This window comes from Neoluteolibacter marinus (assembly GCF_014904755.1).
GTDB classification, from domain to species: domain Bacteria; phylum Verrucomicrobiota; class Verrucomicrobiia; order Verrucomicrobiales; family Akkermansiaceae; genus Haloferula; species Haloferula marina.
Map to the genome: position 1 here is coordinate 1 of NZ_JACZFQ010000036.1, position 20,283 is coordinate 20,283.

Genomic DNA, 20,283 nt, shown 5'->3' on the forward strand with positions numbered 1-20,283 from the left:
GTGCCGTTGCCGGGCGGTTGAAGGAATACACGAACAGGCCGCCCACGATCAGTGCCGCCGCTGCCGCCCACGCCGCGATGTAGGTCCGGCGGGCGACGGGTCGAGGCGCCGGCACGGGGCCGGACATGGTTTCGCCGCCGCCGGCCTGGGCGAGCTCCCAGGTCAGCCGGCCGTCGATCTCCGCCTGCTGGATGTAGTGGCGGAGCGCGACCGGGTCGTCGCGGAGGGTCTGTTGGAGGACTTCGAAATCCGGGCGCGAGATCGTGCCTTCGATCATCGCGTCGATCCTGCGCATCGTCTCGGGATTCATGCTTCGGACCGGTTGAGGCTGAGTTCACGCTCCACGCAGGTGCGCAGGGCGTTGCGGATGCGGAAGAACACCTGCTGCAGCGCGCCTTCGGTGCGGCCGGAGCTCCGGGAAATCTCGCGGATGCTCTGTTGGCGGGTGTAGCGGCAGTGGACCAGCGAGCGGTCGTCCTCGGAGAGCTTGCCGAGGCAATTTCCGAGCGCGGTCTGGCGGCTCATGCCGCCGTCGTCGTGCGCCGCCTCGGCTTGTCCGAGCTGTTGGTCGGCGATCGAGTCGAGAAGGTCGCTGTCGAACTGGAGCCAGCTGTGGCGTTTCGAGGACCGCAGCGCCTCGAGGGTCTTGAAATGGGCGATCCGGAAGGCGAAGGCCTTGAAATTGGTGCCGGGTTCGAAGGTCGATGCCTTTTCCCAGAGGACGAGGTTGGTCTCCTGGAGGATGTCGTCGGCATTGGCGCCGGGGGCGATGCTCCGGATGTAGCCGAACAGCGCCGGCTGGTAACGGGTCACCAGCTGGAGGTATTCGACGTCGAGTTGGTTCATGGTCGTGAGCACCTGCGTCCGAATCAGAATGACCGGATCGCCCGGAGTATTACGAGCTTTTCTCCGGGGTCACTCGAACGGGTGGACCCGGAGCCGGACGAAGAACGGGGAAAGGCTGGAGATCACCGGGACACTGACCCTTTCGAAGTCCGGCAGCGAGGGGTGGGGGACGGCGCTGGCGCCGGCGATCAGCGGCCAGTCGGGGCTGTTGAGGTCGTCGGTTCCCTCGACCTGATAGGCCGCAGGGTCGATGCCGGAGCTGCGGCGGTTGAACGAAAACACGAGCCCGTCTGGCGGGCCCTCGAGCACCGGCGCCAGGCCGGGGTCGTGGTGGTAGGGCGAGCCGCCGAGGGCGAACTCGGCGAAGGTGCTGAAACCGTCATGGTCGTCGTCCGCCTCCCAGTCGGAGGTTTCCGGGAATTCGTTGCCCAGGGTCCGGAGGAACCACAGCGAACGGGCGCGGGCCTCCGGGGAGAGGCCGGCGAGCTCGAGCACCTCCGCCGGGCTCAGGGCGCGGGCGAAGATTCGCGCTTCGTCGATGCTGCCCGAAAAGGTCCGGTCCTGGACGTCGGAGGCGATGCGGACGTCGATGGCGCCGGTGGTGTTGATCGCCCGCGCGGCCTGGTTGGTGAAGGTGGTCTCGGCACGGCCGTCGATGTAGAGTTGGACGTCGAGCACATCGGGGGAGCCGTCATTGGCGAAGGTGGCGGCGACGTGGTGCCATTCGTTGTCGTTGATCAGGGTGGTGCCTTCGCGGTAGCCGCCGGTGACCTCGAGGCGCAGGTGGCCGTTCTGGGTGAGGAAGGTCCATTTGTTGCCGTTGGAGTTGGGCCCCCAGGCGATGATCGGTTGCTGGGCGGTGCTGGCGGTGCGGATCCACGCCGAGACCGTGCGGTCGGCGTTGCCGAGGATGCCGTTGAAGCCGCCGAGGCTGAGGTGGCCGGTGCCCGCGAAGGCGAGGGCGGATCCGTAGCGGCCGTCGGTCCAGGACTCCGGCAGCAGTCCGGTCGGGGTCGCGGGCTTGCCGGTGGCATCGGTCACGGCCGCGCCGCCGCCTTCATCGAAGGGGAACCACCACTCGGAGCGCGAACTGGCGACCACCGCGACCGTCGCGCCGGCGATCGACTCGCCGCCGTCGCCGGCACGGTAGGTGAAGGAGGTGCTGCCGCTGAAGCCGGCGGGGGCGGTGAAGAGGATGGCATTGCCCTGGATCGAGACGCTGCCGATCGCCGGGGTGCCGGTGGACACCACCGACAAGGCCGCGGGAAAACCGTCGTCGCTGTCATTGGCGAGGACGTCGATGAGGACGCTGCCGGCGGGCTCGACGTAGGCGAAGTCATCCGTGGCGGTGGGCGGGGAGTAGAGGTCGACGGCGACGGTGATGGTGGCCGAGGCGCTTTGTTCGCCGTCGGTGATGGTGTAGCCGAAGCTGGCCATGCCCTTGAAATCGGTGGGCGGGGTGTAGCGGATCCGGCCGGACTCGAGCTCCGCGGTCCCGTGATCGGGCGGCGCGATGGCGCTGATCGCCAGCGGCTGGGGGATGCCGTCGTCGCTGTCGTTGGCGAGGACGTCGATGAGCACGGACTGGTTGCGGGGCGTCGAGGTGGCGTCGTTGAGCGCGGACGGTGCGGCGGGCGCCTCGATGAAGAACGCCGTCGCGGGCACCGGCTGGCGCGAGAAGCCCGGGCCCGACCACTCGAGCGACAGGGTGCGGGTGCCGGTGGCGTGGCGGTAGTAGAGCCGGATCGGGTGGAGGCCTTCGGCGAGCGTGACATTGGCCGAGCTGGCGGCGCCGGAGTGGGGGAAATCGTCGGCGATCACGTGGCCGTCGTGGATCCACAGGTCGGCGCCGGTGTCGGAATCGAGGTGGAAGGTGTAGTTGCCCTCGGCCGGGGCCTTGATGAAGCCGGTGAAGGCGAGCCCGAAGTGGTCGTCCGCGGGCCGGTCTGAAAGGCCGGGGACGGTGGTGACGCCGGTGGCGGCCGGGGCGAGATCGCGGAACTCGGGAACCCACTGCCACGAGGCGGGGGCATCGGTGAAGGCGGCCCAGGCAAGTCCCGGGGCGGCGTTGGCGGGCGCGCGTACGGGCAGCGGGATCCCGTCGTAGGGGCGGGTGACCCCGGCTCCGGGGCGGCGCGAGGTCAGGGCGAGGTACTGCATTTCCGCCTGCAGGGCGGGGAGCGTCGGCGCGAGGTCGGTGGCCTGGCCGGGATCGGTGGTGACGTCGTAGATGTGGAACGATTCCGAGCCGTTGGAGATGCCGGTGCGGATGCCCATGTGGTCGCCGATGCGCAGGCACTGCATCTGGCCCTTGGCATCGCCGCCGTGGTTCGGGAACTCGCTCCAGGCCGGCGTGCTGCCGCCGATGTTGAACTCGAAATAGAGGTAGCCCTTGTCGCGTTGGGTGCCGGTGCCGGTCAGGGTGGGGACCAGCGAGACGCCGTCGCACCAGGCCGGGGCAGGGACCTCCGCCAGTTCGCAGAAAGTCGGCATCCAGTCCCAGAGCCCGGCGGCGTAGGGGATCTCGCGGATGTTGTTTTCGTCGCCGGTGGCACCGTCGATGTGGCCGGGCCAGCGGACCACCGTCGGCACGCGGATGCCGGCTTCCCACATGTCGCGCTTGATGCCCTCCATGTTGGCGAAGGACTCGAAGGTGCGCGGGTTGTTGCCCTCGTTATGCGGCCCGTTGTCGGACGAGAAGATGACCAGGGTGTTGTCGTCGATACCGAGGTCCTGCAGGGTGCGGAGGAGGTCGGCGATCGACTCGTCGATGCGGCGGATCATGCCGACGTGCTGCTTTTCGGAATCGGCCCAGCCTACGGGGATGTCGGGGTGGGTGAAGGCGTCGATGGTGCCGGTGCCGTCGGCGGTGCTGGCGTAGCGGACCTTGCCGGCGCCGTCGGTGGCGGCGCTCCATTGAATCCCGCCGGTCATCGGGTCGCCGTCGTTGTCGAGGGCGGGGTAGGCCACGGCCGGACGCTGCATCTTGAAATGCGGCGTGTCGTAGGCCAGGTACATGAAGAACGGCTGCGTGTCGCCGTCGGTGGCCTCGTCGATGATCTCCTGTTTCGCCGCGGCGGTCCAGGCGTCGGTGGTGTAGAGGTCGGCCGAGGCGTCGGTGACCTGCCGGTAGTCGTCGTAAATGTAGGCCTCCTTGTCGGAGCTGCCGTTGCGCGGGTAATGCTCGTGGCCGTCGGCGTGGAAGAGATAACCGAAGAAGCGGTCGAAGCCCTCGGCAAGCGGGTGCGAGGCGAGATTCTGCGAGCCGTTGCCGGCCAGGTTGACCGAGCCCTCGCCGCCGGCGAGGCCGTGCTTGCCGATGTGGATGGTGCGGTAGCCCGCGGCCTTGAGGGTGGAGGCGACGGTGTGGCCGGGTGGCAGCGCCTTGTCGAACTGGCTGTCGCGGACATCGCAGTGGCCTTGGTGGCGGCCTTGCAAAAAGGATGCCCGGGACGGCGCGCAGACTGACGCGGAGATGTAGTGGTGGGTCAGCTTCGCGCCCTCCGCCGCCATGCGGTCGATCGCCGGGGTGTCGAACTTCTTGGCCGAGCCGCGCTGGTCCTGCCAGAAGCAGCCGATGTCGCCGTAGCCGAGGTCATCGACGAGGATGAAGATGATGTTGGGCCGGGCCGCGGCGGGAACGGCGGCGAGGCCCATGAGGAGCAAGCTGGCGAGAAGGCGGGTCATCGGGACGTTGGTCGGAAAGGAATCGAGTCGTGCTTGTCACCCCCAATGTCGGAATTGCCGGTCTCATTAGGGCGGGAGGCGGCAAATCGGCGTAGGGTTGATCCGGTGGCTCGTGAGGAACGCCGGGGATCCCGCAAGCATCGGGACCCGAGTGACTTGGGATCGCCGCGCTTCTTGCCGGATTCCGGCCGGGATGGATTCTGGTCCGCCACAAATCGAATCGATCGGGATGGGCCCTTGCGCGACCGCGGCGGCGCGGCACATTCGGGGCCATGAATCAACGTCGGTTGGGCAAGAGCGGGATCGTGGTCAGCGAGATCTGCATGGGGACCATGACTTTCGGCCTGCAGGCTGACGAGAAGGAGAGCTTCCGGGTGATGGACCGCTCGGTCGAGGCCGGGATCGACTTCTTCGACACCGCCGAGGTTTACCCGGTGCCGCCGACCGCCGAGCTGGCGGGCGACACCGAGGGAATCGTCGGCCGCTGGCTGAAGACCAAACCGCGCGAGAGCGTGATCATCGCCACCAAGGTGGCCGGCGCCGCCCACGGCTGGTTCAACCCGCCGGTCCGCCATGGCAAGGCCGCCCTCGACCGCAACCACATCCGCAAGGCGGTCGAAGGCTCGCTGCGCCGGCTGCAGACCGACTACATCGACCTCTATCAGGTCCACTGGCCCGACCACGGCATGCGCGCGGAGGACACCCTCGAGGCGCTCGACGAGCTGGTCCGCGAGGGCAAGCTGCGTGCGATCGGAACCAGCAACGAGGACGCCTACGGGCTGATGAAGTCGCTGTGGACCTCCGACAAGGAGGCGCTGAAGCGTTTCGACACCATCCAGAACAACTTCTCGCTGAACAACCGCCGCTTCGAGGACGAGCTGGCCGAGGTCTGCCGCCGCGAGCAGGTCAGCCTGCTGCCCTACAGCCCGATCGCCGGCGGGGTGCTGAGCGGGAAGTACAACGACGGTGCCCTGCCGGCCGGCGCGCGCTTCAGCGACTACATCGCCAATGGCGGGCCGCGCCAGAAGGCGATGGCCAACCGCTTCTTCAACCCGCGCAGCGAGGCCTCGACCAAGCGCTTCATGGCGGTCGCCGCCGACGCCGGCCTGCACCCGGTGACCCTGGCGGTGGCCTGGAGCAAGCAGCACGACTTCGTCGCCAGCACCATCGTCGGCGTGACGAGCGAGGCGCAGCTCGAGCCGATTCTCCAAGCGATCGACCTGACCTTGGACGACGCGACGATGAAGGCGATCGACGAGGTCAGCCGGGAGATTCCTTATCCGATGGGGTGAGTGTCACCTGGTCGGTTGTGGAGGCGAAGTAGCGCAACTTGCCCAGTTGCGAGCGGGTGCGGCTGGTTTGATTCTGGACGGCCCTGGTGCGCGGGGCGGATCGCCCACGGCCACAACTTGCAAAGTTGTGCTACTTCGCCTGCGGCGTCCGGGGAGCGCAGCCCGCCGAGCCCAAAGGTGGAAGGACCGCGGATCAGGACGAGCGTCCGAGGCAGGACTTGATGCGGGTCTCGAGGTCTTCGGTCATCGCGGCGAGCGAGTGCAGCCCCGGTTCCGGGGTTTCGAAGATCGAGCCGGAGCGGGCTTCTCCTTTCGGTTCCGGGCCCGGTTCCACCAGCATCACGAAGCGGGGAAAGCGGCTGGGCAGCCAGACGATCTCGGCGTTCTTCGCAAGCGAGCGGGCGATGGATTCGACTTCCTGCCGCCGGTCTTCCGGGATTGAGGTGGTGTTGAGCGTGATTTTCACGGTGGGCGGTGGCGGAGGATGATCCGATTGGTCCCTGTAGCCCCGGCCTGAGGTCGACGCGAGACAATACGCGCGCTTGCCACTTCCGGGGGGCGGTCACCTCGCCGCGGGATCCGGAATTCAATCCCGCCGGGTGGCCGCGACGGGCTCCTGCTGGATCAGTCCGGTGAGCCCGGCGTGGCGGCCGGTGAGCGTGGGATCGGTGCGGATGACCTCGTCCGCCAGGGCACGTGCCTCGCGCAGCAGGGCGGTGTCGGCGAGGAAGTCGGCGAACTTGAGGTCGCCGAGGCCGCTTTGCAGGGTGCCGAGGACGTCGCCGGGGCCGCGCAGGCGCAGGTCTTCCTCGGCGATGACGAAACCGTCGGAGGTTTTCTCCATGACCTGCAGCTTTTCCATCGCCTCGGCCGACTTGCCGTCGGTGAGGAGGACGCAGTAGCTCTTGTGCTCGCCGCGGCCGATGCGGCCGCGCAGCTGGTGGAGCTGGGCCAGGCCGAAGCGCTCGGCGTGGTGGATGAGCATCAGGTTGGCGTTCGGGACGTCGACGCCGACCTCGATCACGCTGGTGGCGACCAGGGCCTGCAGCTCGCCGTCGCGGAAGCGGCGCATGACGTCCTCCTTGGCCTCGGCATCGAGCTTGCCGTGGACCAGGCCGACCTGCCAGGCGGAGAGGCGCTTCTGCCACTTCTCGTAGGCGGCGGTGGCGGACTCGGCCTTGAGGGCCTCGCTTTCCTCGACCAGCGGGTAGACCAGGTAGGCCTGCCGGCCTTCCTTGAGCTGGTCCTTCACGAACCTGGTGATGTCGGTCTGCTTCGCGCCGGTGCGCAGGGCGGTGACCATCTTGCCGCGGCCGGCGGGGCGCTCGTCGAGGATGGAAACGTCGAGGTCGCCGTAGATCGTCATCGTCAGGGTCCGCGGGATCGGGGTGGCGGTCATGACGAGTACGTCGGGCGTCGTACCTTGCTCGATCAGGCGGCCGCGCTGGGTCACGCCGAACTTGTGCTGCTCGTCGATGACGATCAGCCCGAGGTCGCGGAAGGCGACCTTGTCGTAGAGCAGGGCGTGGGTGCCGATCAGGATCTGCGCCTCGCCCTGCATCGGCAGGTGGGTGCTTTCCTCCTTGGCCGCGGTGCGCAGGGTGATGCGGATGCCGAGCGGCTCGAGCCATTTGCTGAAGGTGAGGAAGTGCTGCTCGGCGAGGATCTGGGTGGGTGCCATCAGCGCGGCCTGGCAGCCGGAGTCGACGGCCAACAGCATCGAGGCCATGGCGACGAAGGTCTTGCCGCTGCCGACGTCGCCCTGCAGCAGGCGGTTCATCGGCCGCGGCGTGCGGAGGTCGGCGATGATCTCGCGGATCGAGCGCTTCTGCGCGCCGGTGAGGTCGAAGGGCAGGCTTTCGTAGAAGGCCTTCAGCAGGCCGGTCTTCTTCCCCTGGACGCGGCCGCGGTGCTCCATCACGCGGGCGCGGCGCCAGACGACATTGAGCTGGAGGGCGAAGAATTCCTCGAGCGCGAAGCGGCGGCGCGCGGCCTCGGCCTGCTCGATCGCTTCGGGGAAATGGACCTCCTTCACCGCCTCGTGGCGCGGGTAGGTGGGATCGACGTCGAAGGGTGCGGTGAGCGAGGCCGGGTCGGTGTGTGCCGAGAGGTGGTGGAGGATTTCGCGCAGCCGCCGCTGCGGGATGCCGGAGACATTGCGGTAGACCGGGACGATGCGCTCGAGGTGGATCGACTGCGTGCCGTCGTCGCGGACGATCTCGAAGTCGGGGTGGTCGATGACCAGCTTGCCCTTCGAGCCCTTCGGCTTGCCGTAGAGGATGATCTCGTGGCCGGCCAGGACCATGCGGTGCATGAAGGGCATGTTGAACCAGCGGCAGGAGATCTTGGCTGAGCCGAAGACGCCGCCGGTGCCGTCGATCACGACGATCTCATAAAAACCGCGGCGGCCGCCGAACTGGCGCTTGGCGGCATCGATCACCGTGCCGCGCAGGCAGACCGCGGGGCCGCCGGGCTGGGCCGGGAAGGCGTCGAAGCGGCGGCGGTCCTCGTAGCGCCGTGGCAGCCAGCCGAGCAGGTCGGCGACGCGATGCAGGCCGGCGGCGGCGAGCGATGCGGCTTCCTTGGCGTCGATGGAATCGACGTCCGCGAGGGCGGTATCGGCGCGGATCAAGGGAAGGGAGCCTATTTCGTGGCTGCGGGCAGCGGGGTGAAGGCCCCCGGGTCGCCCATGAACACCAGGAACTCGCGACGGCTTGCTTCCCTGCGGATGGCCCCGCGGAAGCGCGCCTGGGAGCCGACCATCGCCTGCATCTTCTCGAGGCTGAGGTCTTTCCATTCCGACGAGAGGAAGCTCGCCCAGCGGGTGGCGGATTCGCCCTCGACCGCAAACTCGAGGTAGAGGGTGGCGCCTGACTGGCTCTTTTCGGCGCTGCGGATGGTGCCTTCGAGGATGACTTCCTTGCCGACCTGGTTGTTCGGGGATTGGGACGCCTCGGCGGCCAGTCGGGCGGCGAGGAGTTCGACTTCTTCCTTGCGGGAAGGTTTTTTCGGCGTCGCCGGGGTGGCCGGGGCCTCCACGGAGGGAGCAGGAGTTTCCGACGAAACTTGGGTGGTGGAAACTCCTGCGATTGCCGGGGTGCGCGGGTGCATTTTTTTCCAGACCAGCAGTCCGGTCATCGCCAGCACCAGCAGAGCGACCACCACGATCGGCCAGGGGGACGACTTCTGCTTCAGCTTGGGCTGGGCGGCCGGCGCCTTCATCGGCACGGTCGGCAGGCCCGGGTCGGTGGCGTTGACGATCGTTTGCGGTTCGCTGCCGGTGAGGTTGGCGGCGGCGTGGAGGGTGGCGCGGGCCTCCTCGAGGGTCCAGATGCCGGGGTCGGCGGTGATCGCCTTGAACCAGGCACCGAGGCCCTCGCCGGCCTGCGCGGAAATGACCCGGCCCTGCCAGTGCATGGCGGCTTCGCCGAGTCCGACCAGGGGTGCCAGGCTCTTGCGGTCGCCGCTGCCGCCCAGCCAGCGCAGCGGGGAGATCCAGAACGTCACCCCGCGGCCCTCGGTGCCGCTGGAAAGGATCACCGTCTCGGGCTCGGTTTCGACCCACACGGCTTCTTCTCCCAAGGCCTTGGCGAGCATCTGGGAGGCTTCCAGGGCGTGGTCGAGCAGGGCCTTGGTGGAGCCCGGGCTGAGCGGCTTGTCCCGGAGGTGATCGGAGAGCAGCGTGCCGTCGAGCCATTCGGTGACCAGGTAGGGCATCCCGTCGACCGGGTCGCAGCCGCCGTCGAGGATGGTGCGCAAGGTCGGGTGCTTGACCGCTTTCAGGCGCTCGATGGCCGCCCCGTAGGCCTCCCGTTCCTCGCCTTCGAGGCCGCCACCGTCGGGGCCGAAGGGGAAAAAGCGCCGCAGCACGACGTCGGCGTCGGTTTCCCGGTCGACGGCATGGAAAACCACCCCGTGGCTGTCCTGGGAGACGATTTCCTGGATCTCGTAGCGGCGTATCACTGCCCATCGCCTAGCAAATGAGCGGAGGGTTCGGCAACCTCGGGTGCGCCGGCCTATGGAAAAGGGGAGCGGGCCCGGGAATGCGGGCATCGCCGGGCTCCCTTGAGCACATCCCTTTCTTTTTCCGTGCGTTCGGTGTATTCCGCGGCTTCCATCCGCCGCGTCCGCCCATGTCCACATCCCTGACCCGCAATTTCTCGATCATCGCTCACATCGATCACGGGAAGACCACGCTCTCCGATCGCCTGATGGATGCCACCAAGACCGTGGCCCAGCGCGACCAGCAGGCGCAGCTCCTCGACGCCATGGACCTCGAGCGCGAAAAGGGCATCACCATCAAAAGCCACCCGGTGGCGATGAGCTACACCGCCAAGGACGGCACGACCTACAAGCTCAACCTCCTGGACACCCCCGGGCACGTCGATTTCTCCTACGAGGTCGCCCGTTCGCTGGCCGCCTGCGAGGGTGCCATCCTGATGATCGACGCCGCCCAGGGCGTGGAGGCGCAGACCATGGCCAACCTGCACCTGGCGATGGAGCAGAATCTCACGATCATCCCGGTCCTCAACAAGATCGACCTCCCCGCCGCCGACGTGGAGCGCTGCAAGCAGCAGCTCGAGGACATCCTGGCGATCCCGGCCGAGGACGCGATCCCGGCCTCCGCCAAGCAGGGGATCGGCATCGAGGAAATCCTCGAGGCGGTCGTCCAGCGGGTCCCGGCCCCGGTCGAGAACCCGGACAAGCTTCTCCGCGCTAGCGTCTTCGACTCGATCTACGACACCTACCGCGGGGTCGTCTCCTACGTGCGGGTGTTTTCCGGTACCGTGAAGAAGGGCCAGCGGGTGAAGCTTTTCGCCACCGGCAAGACGTACGAGGTCAAGGAAGTCGGCGTCTTCACCCCGAAAATGACCGCCCGGCCCGAGCTCATCGCCGGCGACGTCGGCTACGTCATCGCCAACATGAAGTCGGCCGACGAGGCAAAGATCGGCGACACGCTGACCGACTCGACCCATCCCTGCCCAGAGGCCCTGCCGGGCTACAAGGAGATCCAGCCGATGGTCTTTTCCGGGATCTACCCGATCGAAAGCTCCGACTACGAGGGACTGAAGATGGCGATGGGCAAGTTGCAGATCAACGACGCCGCCTTCACCTTCATGTCCGAAAGCTCGACTGCGCTGGGTTTCGGCTTCCGTTGCGGCTTCCTCGGCCTGTTGCACATGGAGATCATCCAGGAGCGCCTGCGCCGAGAGTTCAACATGGACGTGATCTCGACCTACCCGTCGGTGATCTACCAGGTGACCAAGACCAACGGCGAGGAGGTCATCGTCGACAACCCGTCCTTCCTCCCCGAGCAGCAGGAGATCGCCGAGATCCGCGAGCCGATGGTGCGCGTCTTCATCATGATCCCCGGCGAGTACATCGGCGACATCATGGCGCTGGTGATGGAAAAGCGCGGCGACGTGACCCACACCGAGACCATCGACGACACCCGCGTGATGCTCACCTGCGAGCTGCCGCTGGCCGAGATCCTGGTCGATTTCAACGACCGCATGAAGTCGATGACCCGCGGCTACGGTTCGATGGACTACGAGCACAGCGGCTACCGCCCGGCGAAGATGGTCAAGATGGACATGCTCATCGCCGGCGAGCCGGTCGAGGCCTTCTCGACCATCGTCCACCGCGACAAGGCGGAGGGCTATGGCCGCGCCCTCGCCATCCGCCTCAAGGACGTGATTCCCCAGCAGCTCTTCGTCGTCGCCATCCAGGCCTGCATCGGCGGCAAGATCATCGCTTCCGAGCGGATCAGCGCGATGCGCAAGAACGTGACCGCCAAGTGCTACGGCGGTGACATTTCCCGCAAGCGCAAGCTGCTCGAGAAGCAGAAGAAGGGGAAAGAGAAGATGAAGGCCTTCGGCAAGGTGAACATCCCGCAGGACGCCTTCATCAAGGTGCTGAAGAGCGGGGACTGAGCCGGCGGCGGGTCAGGGCGTGGTGCCGGCCGGGACCAGCACGAAAAAGCGCCGGCTCTGGCTGATGGCCGCTTCATAGAAGTCGGTGCGGTTGACCGCGACCGGGGTGGTCCCGAATCCGGTCAGGGCGTTCGAGGCGAAGACATCGACGGGACCGCCGGACTCGAACTCGATGCGGATCCGCGGCCCGGTGGGAGAGGAAACCTGCTGAACCAGGGTGATGCGGATGCCCGGGTCCGGCACGATTTCATACGCGCCGAAATCCACCGTGCCGTTCTGGATGCGCCCGTTGCCGGCCAGATCGGTCACGCCGGGGCTCACCCAGGAATTCTCGGCGGAGTCGATGAGATAGGCTCCCGAGAGCAGCCGGAGGTTGCCGCTGGTCGAGGGTTGGAAAAGGGTGTCGCCCGGTGCGGTGGACAACGTCACGGGCTCGACGAAGGTCGGGAAACCGGTCAGCAGGCCCTCGATGTTGCCGCTGCCCGGATGCCCCACCGCGGTGTCGTAGACATGATCGTAGTAGGGAGCGCTGGCCGGGCTGATGACCCAGATCCCGGAAACTTGGTCGGTGTAGTCGTTCTGGACGTAGTTCCGGAACACGATCGTGTTCAGCAGCGACTTCGGGGCGGGGCCGGTCATGCTGATGCCGCCGCCACCGGTGAAGGCGGTGTTCCAGGCGATCGTGCAATTCAGGAAAGTGATGCTTCCGGCGACCGCCTGGCTGCTCGAGTTGACCAGGCTCGTTTGATGGACGCCGCCGCCGCTGCTGGCCACCCCGGGGTTTCCCGCGCGGTTGCCGGAGATCACGCAGTTCTCGAAGGTGCAGCTGGCCCTGCCCCGCACCGAGGCCCCGCCGCCATTGGTCCCGCGGTTGCCCTTGAGCCGGCAGTTGCGGATCAATGCGCCGGTGACCGCGGTGGAATCCGCACTGGTTTGCAGCGACAGCCCGCCGCCTTGGGTCAGGCCGTCGCGATTGTTGAGGAAATCGCAACCGGTGATCGTGGCATTCATGCCCACCACCAGCAACCCGCCGCCGCTTGATCCGGCCTGGCCGCTGCCGTTGTCGCGGAACAGGCAGTCGCTGGCGACCACCTCGAAGGATGGAGTGAGCGAGGCGTCTGAAACCGCCACGGCGCGGCCGTTGTTGCCGCGGAGCACACAGTTCCGCATTTCCAGATCGGAACCCGTGCAGTCGATGCCGAGGATGTTCCCGCCGGTGATGCCGATGCCGTCGAGCGTTGGTCCGACCGCGAGTCCGCTGGCGGTGACGACCCGCGAGCTCATGCCCGGCGAGGTGATGAGGTCGACGAACCCGTCGCCATTCGTATCTCGGGTCTGGGTGATGTCTCCGGAAAGGATCGTCGGATAGGCCACGGGGTCGCGCTGCCGGGTCGTGCCCGATGGCTCGTAGCCGCCGAGAAGCGTGATGCCGCTTTTCAGGATGAAGGTTTCGGAGGCGTCGTCCCCGGTTCGGGCGCGTCCCTCATCCGGATAATAAATGCCACCGGCGATGTGCAAGGTGGCCCCGGCGGAGGCTTCATCGAGGGCGTCCTGAAGTTTGATGACCGGGCTGCTCCAGTCATCGCCCGTGCCACTGCCACCGGGATGGTTGATGTCGACGTAAATGTCGCCAGCCCGGCAGACCGCCGATCCAACGAGCAGCGGTAAGAGGGGGGAAAAGGCGGTTCTGAAAATCATGATGCGGGGGATTTGGGAGGGAAATGACCTGCTACGCTAGGTCGTGCCGGGACAAACCGGCAAGCCGCCAATTGTGACGCGGCTGAATGAGGGCATTTCGCAACGCGTGGAAGTCGGACCGTCGGGAGCGCGGCGATGTTACCCGGCCGCCATGAGAGGTTGCCTTGAGCGTCCTACGATGAACCAAGTAAATGGTGGGAAACAAAGCCCGCGGCACCCACAAGCAGGAAAAACACCGTGAGCTTCAGCGATTTTCCGAAGTCCCGCTGCAACTCCTTGTCGATCCACGATAACAAATCAGGCTTCAGGGAGTACCAGACGCATTCCCAGAAGTCCTACTTGTCCCCGAAAAACGGACGGAACAGCAACCCGAAGACGAGTCCAGCGATGGCGATCGAGAAGAGAATCGAGGGGTCATTTAACATGGGCTGGCAGAACGGTCTCCGGTTCTACTCGGGTGATGAATCGCAATGGATTTGCCCCCGACCTCACTGGCGACGCGAAAGTAAACAGGGTGAGGCTGCCTTCGGGTCGTCAAAAGTCCGGCTTTTCTGATGCCGCGAAAGTCGCGAACAGGAAGTCCTCGATGCCGGCGTCGGTGGCGATCTTGTGAAGGCGCAGGAAGTGGCGGGCCGGTTGGTTGGCCGGGATGCGCACGCGGAGATAGGGGCGCCAGCCGAGATCATTCCAGAGCTCCGCTTCCTTGGTCAAATGAACCCCCAGCTCGTCTTCCGTGACGAAGCCCGTGCCGGAGATCGCCCATCCACGTGCGGAATCGAGCGAAACGTAGGCCGCGGCGCCATGGCATCGATCGATGTATTCCGAGGCGCTGGCCTCCGGAAGGGGGAGGCGGGGATGGTCCCGGGTATACTTCCAGTGCCCTTGGCTCACCCAATGCGCCGGGAGCCAGCACAACATCAGGAGCATCATCAAGCACGAGTGGCAGCAGACCAGGGTTTGCTTCATGCGTGGAGGAACGTCGGGTCGATGGAAAAGCTTGGGACACTGTTTCCTCGCCACTGGATTGATTCTAACCGAAGGCGGCCATCAGCGCGGAAAGCTCTTCCTCGACTTGCGCGGGGTCCGCGAGCGTGCGGGCGACCTCTTCCCGGAGCAGCGAGCGATAGCGTTTCCTCAATCGATGCACGGCCACCCGCACCGCGCCTGCCTCCATCCCGAGCGCTGCGGCCGCCTCGGCGTAAGAAATCTCATCCCGGTCCACCGTGAGATAGGGGCGCAGGCCGGCGAAGCGACGGGGGTCGGCGACTTCGGCGGCGAGCGACACGAGCACGCGCGCCAGCAAGGTGGTCGCCCAGGACCGGTCGTAGCAGGCATCAGGCGGCAGGCCGGATTCGTCGGCGAGCTGGAAGCGGGAATCGGCCTCCTGCCAGTCGAGCGGGAAGGGTTCGATGCCCCCGCCGCGCTTCAGGGCCCGGCGGCGGTCGTGGTCGTTGGCGAGATGGTGCTTCACCGCCGCCAGCAGGAAGGCGCGGAACTTGCCGTTCTCGCGACGGAGCCCGGCGATGTCGCCCCGTTCCAGGAGCTGAGCGAAGAAGCCCTGGGTCAGGTCCTCGGCGTCCTCCTTCGACCGGCTACGGCGTCTGACGTAGGAATAGACGGGAATCCAGTAAGCGGAACAAAGTTCGGCCAGGGCGCTGCCGTCCGCTTTCCCGGCGGCGCGGACCAGGGTCCAGCGGGTGGTCGCGAAGAGGTCGTCGGGAGGCTTCATCGTGGCGGTGGATTGGAAGCTGCCTGGATTTCGGGAGCGATCGCCGGGAGAGAGGTTTACCTTGCTTACCGGGTGACGATTTGGACGGGATAATGGCCGCTACCCGGTGGCGTGCGCAGGTTCGGCATGGTCGAGACAATCGACGCGCTCCACATGAACAAGCGGAGCCAGACCCCGAACAGGGCCCAGCGTCCTTCCTTGGTCCTGCTGCCGGCAACCCCGAACCCCAAAGCCAGGCACATCAGTGTCACGAAGGTCCACGCATTCGATGCCGGGAAGCTTATTGCGAGGGCGGACGGCAGCAGGAATGACAGGACCAGCGCGATCAGCCCGATCTTTCCCGCAAGCGCTCCCCGGTTGGCCGGGGGCAGTCCCATCCCGAGAAGGGCTCCGGCGAGCCCCGTCAAGGCGCCGGCAAGCACAAGTCCGGGGGTGATCCGGAACAGCCTGCTGAACGAAGTGGGCGGAAAGGTGGCTGTCTCCTTCACCTGCAAGATGTCTCCGAACTTCTCCGACAAGGCATGTTCCAACCGTTGAATCTCCGCCCTTGCGGTGAATTCGTCCGCATGCTCGACCAAGACCTGCCACTCCCGGGAATCACCGCTGCGGGAGAGCGATGCGTGGGGCCCGTGTTGGCGGGTGACAGCCGCCAGGCGATCGTCAAGCTGCGGCGGAGGCTCGGCTTTCGTCTCGAGCCGGATTGCCACCCGCCACGGAAGGTCATTTGAATCCCGCAACATGCCCGCAAGTCCCCCGAGGAAGAGCAGCAGCCCGAGCACTTGGACCGGGATGCCCCATCGTCCCAAGGCGGCGATTCGCTTGCTTCTCCGGGGAGTAACCCCGGCCTCCTCCACCCGGGTTTTCATCGCGCTCGCCTGCTGGAAGCGGAGCTCGGGATTCTTTTCCAGGGCCTGCAGGACGATCTCGTCGAGCCGCACGTCGATCTTCACCTTCCGCGACGGTCGCTCGAGGCGTTGGTCCGGCAATTCGCCGGTGAGCATCTGATAGAGGACAACGCCGAGGGCATAGATGTCGGCGCGGTGATCGACCTCCGTCGGGTTGTCGATCTGCTCGGGGGCCATGTACTGCGGGGTGCCCATCACCTGGCCGGCGACGGTGTGGAGCGGGTCGGCCGGGGCGGGGCCGGAGGGATGATCCGCATCGGTGGCGGCGAGTTTTGCGAGTCCGAAGTCGGCGACCTTCACCCTGCCGCGGCGATCGATGAGCAGATTCTCCGGCTTGATGTCGCGGTGGACGATGCCGTGGTCGTGGGCGAATTGCAGGGCGTCGCAAACCTGCGGGACGATCGCGAGAGCCTCGCGCGGGGAAATGCGACCTTGTTGGAGGAGCTGGCGGAGATTCACGCCATCGACGTGCTCCATGAGGATGAAGTAGTAGCTGCCGCTGCGGCCGAACTCGTGCAACGTGACGATCCCGGGATGGGCGAGCTTCGCGAGCGCCTTGGCCTCGCGGGCGAAGCGGTCGGCGAACGACGGCGACTCGCCGAGCGCGGGCGGCAGGATTTTCAAGGCGACGACGCGGTCGAGCTGCCGCTGCCGGACGCGATAAACCGCGCCCATGCCGCCCTGGCCGATGAGTCCGAGAATTTCAAGATGGGGGAAATCCTTCGCGAGTTCCTCCAGCGAGGGCGGATCGAAGGCGAGCCGTCCGCCGTCCGGAATGGTGTCCTCCGCGGCCCCCTGGCGCAGTAGGTCGGCCGGCGAAAGGCCGCCGAGCGGGGAGGAGAAGTCAGGATGTGCCATGCCGGTGTCGTCGGATTCTGGGGTCATGCCTTACCCAGAAGCAACCCGCCGGATGTGTTACGCGGATGATGCGGAAAATTCCGCTGCCCGGGGTGGTCAGGGGGCGCCCGGTCTGGTTGGCTGCCGGCGCCGCCATGCTGAAAGACTTTTCCTTCTCCGCCCTGGTCGCGGGGTTCGTTTCGGTGCTCGTCGGCTTCACCAGCTCGGTCGCGATCATTTTCCAGGCGACGCGGAATCTGGGCGCGACGCCGGAGCAGACGGCGTCGTGGCTGTGGGCGATCGGCATCGGCATGGCGATCCCGACCGTCGCGCTGTCGCTGGCGACGCGGAAGCCGATCCTGGTCGCGTGGTCGACCCCCGGCGCCGCGGTGATCGGGGCGGCGGCCGCGGCGGGCAACCTGACGATGCCGCAGGCGATCGGCGTCTTCCTGTTCAGCGCGGTGCTGGTGATGATCGCCGGTTTCAGCGGCGGCTTCGAGCGGGTGATGAAGCGCCTGCCGCTGCCGCTGGCCTCGGCCCTGTTGGCGGGGGTGCTCTCGCGCTTCGCGCTCGATGCCTTCACCGCGATCCCGGAGAACCCGCCGCTGGTGCTTTCGATGGCCGCGGCCTACGTGGCCGGCCGGCGCTTCTGGCCGCGGGCGAACGTGCCGGTGGTGCTGGTCCTCGGCGTGGTGATCGCGGCGGTGCAGGGCCTGCTCCACCTGGAGTCGGTGCCGTGGTCGGTGACCACGCCGGTGTGGACCACGCCGGAGTTCTCGCTTTCGGCGCTGATCGGCGTGGGTATCCCGCTGTTCATCGTCACCATGGCCTCGCAGAACCTGCCCGGGATCGCCGCCATCCGGGTCGGTGGCTACGAGGCCCCGGTGTCGAAGATCATCGGCTGGACCGGCGTGTCGACCTTCCTGCTGGCACCGTTCGGGGCCTTCGCCCTGAACCTGGCGGCGATCACCGCGGCGTTCTGCGTCGGGCCGGAAGCCCATCCCGACCCAAGGCGGCGCTACTGGGCGCCGCTGTGCGCGGCCTTCTTCTACCTGTTGATCGGGATCTTCGGGGCGACCGTGGCGGGCTTGTTCGCCGCCTTCCCGCACGAACTGGTGCTGGCGGTGGCCGGGCTGGCGCTGCTGGCAACCATCGCCAACTCGCTGGCGGCCGCCTTGGCGGACGAGGCCTATCGCGAGGCCTCGGCGATGACCTTCTTCGTGACCCTGTCGGGCATCACGCTGCTCGGCGTGGGATCCGCCTTTTGGGGAATCGCCGCCGGCGGGGTGGTGCTCGCCTTGCGCAAGCGGGCCGAATCCGCGGTTTGACAGCGCCGGCGGGCACGCTTTGCTGACCACGATGAAAACGCTTCTCCTCTCCCTGCTCACCGCCGCCTCCGCCTCCGCCGCGCTGGTGGAAAAGACCGTGGAATACGACCAAGGCGGCACCACCCTCGAAGGCTTCCATGTCTACAACGACGCGTTTCCGGGCAAACGGCCGGGGGTGTTGATCATCCACCAGTGGACCGGGCTGACCGACTACGAGAAGATGCGCGCGCGCCTGTTGGCGGAGATGGGCTTCAATGTCTTCGCCGCCGACATCTACGGCAAGGGCATCCGGCCGCAGCCACCCGAAGCGGGGAAGGAGGCCGGGAAATACAAGGACGACCGCGACCTCTATCGCGCCCGCCTCGACGCCGGTCTCGAGGTGCTGAAGAAGGACGAGCACACCGATGCCACGAAGATCGCCGCGATCGGCTACTGCTTCGGCGGCACCGGGGTGCTGGAGCTGGCCCGCAGTGGCGCGGACCTTGCCGGCGTGGTTTCCTTCCACGGCGGCTTGGGCGCTGGCGATGGCAAGGCCGCGGCGAAGGGCGGCGTGAAGGCGAAGGTGCTGGTGTGCCACGGCGCCGATGATCCCTTTGTTCCCGCCGACGAGCTCAGCGGGTTCCAGCAGGAGATGCGCGACGCCGGTGCCGACTGGCAGTTCATCGCCTACAGCGGGGCGGTCCATGCCTTCACCCAGAAGATGGCCGGCGACGACAACTCGAAGGGCGCGGCCTACAACGAAAAGGCCGACCGGCGTTCGTGGGAGCACATGAAGCTGTTCTTCGCGGAACTTTTCGGGGGGTGAGATTTCCGGTTGCGGGCGGCCGCGCGCTCGCTTGCTTGATGGCGTGAAAAAGAAATTCTTCCCGCTGTTCGCGCTGATGGCCGCCGGCAACTTGCATGCCGGCGACCCGGCTGCCGCGAAGCCAGGATCCTCCTACGTCGACGAGGCGCCCTTGCCGAAGGGCTGGCCCGAGCCAGGTCCCTACGGCAAGGTGGTCGAAAAGCAATACCCCGCCTACCGCGCCGCCTTCACCAATGGCAAGGGCGAGACCAGCGCTTTCTGGACGCTCTTCACCCATATCAAGAAGCATGACATCCCGATGACCGCACCGGTCGAGATGACCATGGACGGCGACAACCGGCAGACCGCGATGGCCTTTCTCTATCAGAACGGCAAGGTCGGCACGACCGGTCCCGACGGCGCGAAGGTCGAGGTCAAGGATGTGCCGGCTTCGACGGCCCTCAGTTACACCTGGCAGGGCAGCGACTCGAAGGAGAACATTTCGAAGGCCCGGACCGAACTGGAAGCGGTGCTCGGGGAGAAGTCGGTCGAAAGCAAGGGCTTCCGCCTGCTCGGCTACAACGGGCCGGGCACCCCGCGCGAGAAACGGACCTGGGAACTGCAGGCGGTGATCGATTGATATCTCACGGATCGACAGGACCGGCCGGGATTGTTAGTGAAGCGGGATGTCCGAAGCACCCGTGAATCCCTACACCCCGCCGACCGTTTCCGATCCCATGCCGGAGCTTCCCGTGACGGGTGCGCAGCTCGCCACCCGCGGGCAACGCTTCGGCGGTGCCGTGATCGACGGACTCATCAACCTGGTGGTGGTCTTCGGGCTCTACTTCCTGCTTTTCCAACAGAACATCTTCGCTCCCAAAGGCGGCCAGCAGTGGTGGCAGACCGCGGTGTTGTCGGTGCTGGGGCTCGGGATCTTCATCGGGATCAACTTCAAGTTCCTCCGCGACCAGGGGCAAACCATCGGCAAGAAGGCGGTGGGTACGCGGATCGTGACCATGGACGACCGGAACCCGTCGCTGGGGGACCTGATCGTGAAGCGCTACGGGGCGTTTACCCTTGCCGGGCTGATTCCGGTCATCGGGGGGTTCATCGGACTGGCCAACTCGCTCGCCATCTTCGGTCGCGACAAGCGTTGCCTGCACGACTACCTCGCGGGCACCAAGGTGGTGGTGTGCACCCCCGAGGTCACTCCGGTGACCCCGCCGGTAGCCGGGGCCTAGTCG

Annotated in this window: 16 protein-coding genes; 6 read left to right on the forward strand and 10 right to left on the reverse strand. The window is 66.7% G+C overall.

The annotated features are described in order from the left end of the window. The 3 genes from IG178_RS08940 to IG178_RS08950 all read right to left on the reverse strand — a co-directional run. Window positions 1-310, reverse strand: a 310-nt coding sequence (locus tag IG178_RS08940) for a hypothetical protein (RefSeq protein WP_193212199.1), incomplete at its 3' end; no start/stop codon positions are given. Continuing rightward, complete coding sequence (locus IG178_RS08945) at window positions 307-846, reverse strand: sigma-70 family RNA polymerase sigma factor (protein ID WP_193212200.1); 540 nt, start codon at window positions 844-846, stop codon at window positions 307-309. The genes IG178_RS08945 and IG178_RS08940, both read right to left, overlap by 4 nt. Before the next feature lie 69 nt (window positions 847-915). Then, window positions 916-4,533, reverse strand: a complete 3,618-nt coding sequence (locus IG178_RS08950) for a sulfatase-like hydrolase/transferase (protein ID WP_193212201.1) — start codon at window positions 4,531-4,533, stop codon at window positions 916-918. 272 nt (window positions 4,534-4,805) lie between these two features. Between IG178_RS08950 and IG178_RS08955 the strand changes: the two genes are divergently transcribed. Beyond that, window positions 4,806-5,825 carry an aldo/keto reductase gene (locus IG178_RS08955; RefSeq protein ID WP_193212202.1) on the forward strand — a complete coding sequence of 340 codons (1,020 nt, stop codon included), beginning with the start codon at window positions 4,806-4,808 and terminating at the stop codon, window positions 5,823-5,825. A gap of 193 nt (window positions 5,826-6,018) precedes the next feature. Here the strand turns inward: IG178_RS08955 and IG178_RS08960 are convergent, their stop codons facing one another. The 3 genes from IG178_RS08960 to IG178_RS25460 form a co-directional block, all read right to left on the reverse strand. Then, the gene (locus tag IG178_RS08960; RefSeq protein WP_193212203.1) at window positions 6,019-6,291 is read right to left on the reverse strand and encodes a hypothetical protein; all 273 of its coding nucleotides are present in this window, start codon (window positions 6,289-6,291) and stop codon (window positions 6,019-6,021) included. Window positions 6,292-6,411: 120 nt separating this feature from the next. Further along, window positions 6,412-8,457: an ATP-dependent DNA helicase RecG gene (recG, locus tag IG178_RS08965; RefSeq protein WP_226895213.1), complete on the reverse strand. Its 2,046-nt coding sequence runs from the start codon at window positions 8,455-8,457 to the stop codon at window positions 6,412-6,414. Window positions 8,458-8,468: 11 nt separating this feature from the next. After that, window positions 8,469-9,788 (reverse strand): serine/threonine-protein kinase, encoded by a 1,320-nt coding sequence (locus IG178_RS25460; protein WP_226895215.1) that lies wholly within the window; start codon window positions 9,786-9,788, stop codon window positions 8,469-8,471. Window positions 9,789-9,958: 170 nt separating this feature from the next. Here IG178_RS25460 and lepA point away from each other — a divergent pair, with 170 nt between their 5' ends. Next, window positions 9,959-11,758, forward strand: a complete 1,800-nt coding sequence (gene lepA / locus IG178_RS08970) for a translation elongation factor 4 (protein WP_193212205.1) — start codon at window positions 9,959-9,961, stop codon at window positions 11,756-11,758. A 12-nt stretch (window positions 11,759-11,770) separates the two neighbouring features. Here lepA and IG178_RS08975 read toward each other — a convergent pair whose 3' ends face one another. From IG178_RS08975 to IG178_RS08990, 4 genes are all read right to left on the reverse strand, one after another. Further along, complete coding sequence (locus IG178_RS08975; protein WP_193212206.1) at window positions 11,771-13,456, reverse strand: right-handed parallel beta-helix repeat-containing protein; 1,686 nt, start codon at window positions 13,454-13,456, stop codon at window positions 11,771-11,773. A gap of 534 nt (window positions 13,457-13,990) precedes the next feature. Further along, window positions 13,991-14,422 (reverse strand): hypothetical protein, encoded by a 432-nt coding sequence (locus IG178_RS08980; RefSeq protein WP_193212207.1) that lies wholly within the window; start codon window positions 14,420-14,422, stop codon window positions 13,991-13,993. 64 nt (window positions 14,423-14,486) lie between these two features. Further along, complete coding sequence (locus IG178_RS08985) at window positions 14,487-15,185, reverse strand: RNA polymerase sigma factor (protein ID WP_193212208.1); 699 nt, start codon at window positions 15,183-15,185, stop codon at window positions 14,487-14,489. 65 nt (window positions 15,186-15,250) lie between these two features. Next, window positions 15,251-16,975 (reverse strand): serine/threonine-protein kinase, encoded by a 1,725-nt coding sequence (locus tag IG178_RS08990; RefSeq protein WP_193212209.1) that lies wholly within the window; start codon window positions 16,973-16,975, stop codon window positions 15,251-15,253. Window positions 16,976-17,013: 38 nt separating this feature from the next. Between IG178_RS08990 and IG178_RS08995 the strand changes: the two genes are divergently transcribed. From IG178_RS08995 to IG178_RS09010, 4 genes are read left to right on the forward strand one after another with little or no spacing between them, the layout of a single operon-like run. Then, the gene (locus IG178_RS08995) at window positions 17,014-18,255 is read left to right on the forward strand and encodes a benzoate/H(+) symporter BenE family transporter (RefSeq protein ID WP_226895217.1); all 1,242 of its coding nucleotides are present in this window, start codon (window positions 17,014-17,016) and stop codon (window positions 18,253-18,255) included. Between the two features lie 31 nt (window positions 18,256-18,286). After that, window positions 18,287-19,060 (forward strand): dienelactone hydrolase family protein, encoded by a 774-nt coding sequence (locus IG178_RS09000; RefSeq protein ID WP_193212210.1) that lies wholly within the window; start codon window positions 18,287-18,289, stop codon window positions 19,058-19,060. Between the two features lie 43 nt (window positions 19,061-19,103). Beyond that, window positions 19,104-19,679 carry a heme-binding protein gene (locus tag IG178_RS09005; RefSeq protein WP_193212211.1) on the forward strand — a complete coding sequence of 192 codons (576 nt, stop codon included), beginning with the start codon at window positions 19,104-19,106 and terminating at the stop codon, window positions 19,677-19,679. Window positions 19,680-19,725: 46 nt separating this feature from the next. Further along, window positions 19,726-20,280: an RDD family protein gene (locus IG178_RS09010; RefSeq protein ID WP_193212212.1), complete on the forward strand. Its 555-nt coding sequence runs from the start codon at window positions 19,726-19,728 to the stop codon at window positions 20,278-20,280. Window positions 20,281-20,283: the final 3 nt, after the last annotated feature.